The following is a 3258-nucleotide window of genomic DNA, read 5'->3' as shown; positions in this document are numbered from 1 at the left end:
TGTGGCGGGGACGAACCCGGCTGATTCTTTACCTACTAGGCCCTAACGGAAACTTGATTCCCGATTATTTAGGTCAAAAAATTGCTGAAAGCATTCGGAGGCGATTACTAGGTCAAGTGTTTTAGTCATAAAAAGGTGACAAGCACAGGTGCGACCCGTTGTGATTAAAATCACTGACGAATTTCCTATCCTGTTAATTCTTCGATAATATCAAGGTATGGCAAGCATTAACATTCTAGGAATATCCCATACTTACGAATTAACACCTCCTACTAAATCATCCTGCCCTGTGCTGGTTTTCATCCACGGCTGGCTGTTAAGCCGTAGCTATTGGCAACCTCTAATTTATAGGTTGTCACAGCAGTATCAGTGTCTGATCTATGACCTGCGGGGATTCGGTGAATCCCAGTCCCAAATTCATAACACTCAAAGCTCAACATCGAACCGGGACTCGGAATCACCATTTCCTGAGACTGCTACTTCATCCACTGACCGCTATAGCTTAGCTGCCTATGCTGAGGACTTGGGCATCTTGTTAGAAAAACTGGGAATCGAACAGGCGTGGGTTATTGGTCATTCCCTAGGGGGTAGCATTGCTCTGTGGGGTGCCTATTTGCTGCCTCAGAGGATTGAAGGGGTAATCTGTCTTAATGCTGGTGGTGGAATTTATCTTAAAGAAGAATTTGAGCGCTTTCGGCTGGCTGGTGAGCAGTTGGTAAAACGCCGTCCCCGTTGGTTGTGTTATGTCCCTTTACTCGATTTACTGTTTACCCGGGCTCAGGTAGCGCATCCTATTTCCCGGAAATGGGGACGTCAACGGGTTATTGATTTTGTTACTGCTAACGCGGAAGCTGCACTGAGGACGTTACTAGATTCTACCACAGAAGCTGAGGTGCATCGCTTACCTCAGGTTGTTTCCCGACTAAAACAACCTGTTTATTTCATTGCTGGTAGTCAGGATAAGGTAATGGAACCGAAATATGTGCGTCATCTGGCTAGTTTTCACAGTCTCTTTCAATCCTGTGGGGACAATGTGATTGAAATTGCTGAATGTGGACATATGGCGATGGTGGAGAAACCAGAGACTATTGATGATCAAATTCGTAAAATTTTGGCTAATTACAGTTAATTACAATGGGCAATGCTCTGGCCATCTACCGGACATTTGCTTAATGTATAACCTAGAGAATTCTCCATTGATTATTAATGGAATAATAATTGAGGGAAGTGGGTAATCGGTAATGAGTAATCGGTAACTGACCACTGATAACTGACCCGACTATACTTGAGATCATGCTCAATTAACCAATCAAAAACAGTAGATAGCATTTGTCAATGTATTTGTAAAGGGCTTTGGAAAGCATGGTGCGATCGCTTCCTTAGCCTGGTGTTAGTAGCGGGGAAACATTTGCTAATCGCTCTTGCATTAGTCTCGGTAGAGTTACCGTCTTATGTTGTGTTAAACCTGATCCATACAGAGCGCCCTGATTAATTTAACAGTCGGATCAGAATGGGTAGATAATGTGGCAACAAGACCCCCGAAACAATCAAATTCTGTTTCTCTCCATCTTCCTAGTCTTAGGCATCAGCACTCGGGACTGGACACTAAGACCAGACTTGATTCTAGTTGTAATCGTCAGCTGCCTACTAACTCAGTGGTTAGCAGCATTTCTTTGCTCAAACCCCAAATACAGATCAGTAATCAAAAACTCTGGGGACTTTGGCCGATCTTTCCTTGGCCTTCCTTTGGGCTTTAATCCCAAACCCGATTTTAAAACTACCCTTGAATCTACCCTTAAATCGTGCAAAATTCAAACCTTAGAAACAAGTCTTAATCTGCTGATCAAACCAGCAAATTTATCCCAGGATAATAATGCTAGTTTTTCAAGTTCTCCCCAATCCCCTTCCCTAAAAAGTGCTATGATTACAGCCTTAAGCTTGAGCCTGCTGCTACGAGCTGATAACTATAGCACTATGGTTTTAGCTGGCTCCCTAGGAATTTTGAGTAAATTTATTTTCCGAGTAGAGGGCAAGCATTTTTTTAATCCAGCCAATTTCGGCATTATTGCTGTTCTTATCCTAACCAATGATGCTTGGGTTTCTCCCGGACAGTGGGGGGATGATGGTTGGTATGGTCTATTATTTGCTGGCACTGGCAGTATGGTGTTAAAACGGGTAGGACGATGGGATACAACGGCAGCGTTTTTGGGTGCTTATGCCGTTTTAGAAGGAATTAGAAATTTCTGGCTTGGCTGGAGTTGGGATGTATTTTGCCATCGGTTGATGAGTGGGTCTTTGTTACTGTTTGCTCTATTTATGTTAACCGACCCTCGCTCAATCCCCAATGCACGGATTAGTCGATTGCTATGGGCGGTGTGTATTGCGTTACTCACTTTTATATTGCGCAATCAATTATTCATGCCTACTGCTATTTTCTGGGCGTTGTTTGCCCTATCCCCTTTGAGCGTACTTTTAGATTTTATCTGGTCATCTACGAGATTTTCCTGGCATGATAGTGACTCTGTTGAATGACGTTTATTAACTTAAGTTAAAGACAAACAAATAAATAATAATGAAAATTATTCGGGTTATAAGTACTATTTTGATAACGGTTTTATTGAGTTTAGGCTTGGCTCAAAAAGCCTGGGGTTTTTGTGGGTTTTATGTCGCAAAAGCTGATAGTAAACTATATAACCAGACCTCTCAAGTGATAATTGCTCGGGATGGCGATCGCACTGTTTTAACCATGGCAAATGACTATCAAGGGGATGTTAAAGACTTTGCCATGGTTGTGCCAGTTCCTGTGGTGCTTCAGCGAGAACAGGTGAATGTAGGTGACCCTAAGATTATTGAACGCCTCGATCAGTTTAGTGCACCTCGACTAGTGGAATATTTTGACCCAAACCCCTGTGCCGATAACCGAAGGTATCTCGAAAGTGCGCCAGCAGACCTAGGTCGTCCAGGTGGCACAAGGGGACCGGATGCTTATGATCGTAGTTTAGGTGTCACGGTAGAGGAGCGCTTCTCAGTTGGAGAATATAACATTCTTATCCTAAGTGCTAGGGACTCTAGAGGTTTAGAAACCTGGCTTAGACGCAACGGTTACAAAATTCCACGGGGAGCAAATCGGTTATTGCGACCCTACATCCGCCAGAATATGAAATTTTTCGTTGCCAAAGTCAATCTGGAGGAATTTGACAAAACTGCCTACCAACGGTTGCGACCCCTCCAGATGGCTTACGAGTCTCCCCGATTTAT

At 43.5% G+C, this 3258-nt stretch carries 4 protein-coding genes; 3 read left to right on the top strand and 1 reads right to left on the bottom strand.

Translation table 11 applies throughout. The features are described 5' to 3' along the window. Window positions 1–217: 217 nt before the first annotated feature. The gene (locus tag F6K49_RS38265; protein ID WP_293105528.1) at window positions 218–1129 is read left to right on the top strand and encodes an alpha/beta hydrolase; all 912 of its coding nucleotides are present in this window, start codon (window positions 218–220) and stop codon (window positions 1127–1129) included. Window positions 1130–1203: 74 nt separating this feature from the next. On the opposite strand, the gene F6K49_RS38260 is transcribed toward F6K49_RS38265, so the two are convergent. Then, window positions 1204–1329, bottom strand: a complete 126-nt coding sequence (locus tag F6K49_RS38260; protein ID WP_293105525.1) for a hypothetical protein — start codon at window positions 1327–1329, stop codon at window positions 1204–1206. Between the two features lie 192 nt (window positions 1330–1521). Here F6K49_RS38260 and F6K49_RS38255 point away from each other — a divergent pair, with 192 nt between their 5' ends. Both F6K49_RS38255 and F6K49_RS38250 read left to right on the top strand, forming a co-directional pair. Further along, window positions 1522–2532, top strand: coding sequence for an RnfABCDGE type electron transport complex subunit D (locus F6K49_RS38255; protein ID WP_293105522.1), 1011 nt, complete (start codon window positions 1522–1524; stop codon window positions 2530–2532). 40 nt (window positions 2533–2572) lie between these two features. After that, the coding region (locus tag F6K49_RS38250) for a DUF2330 domain-containing protein (RefSeq protein WP_293105518.1) at window positions 2573–3258 on the top strand (686 nt) is incomplete at its 3' end.

This window comes from Moorena sp. SIO3I6 (genome assembly GCF_010672095.1).
The sequence above is the reverse complement of the archived record's forward strand: the minus strand, read 5'-3'. Positions and strand labels throughout refer to the sequence as shown.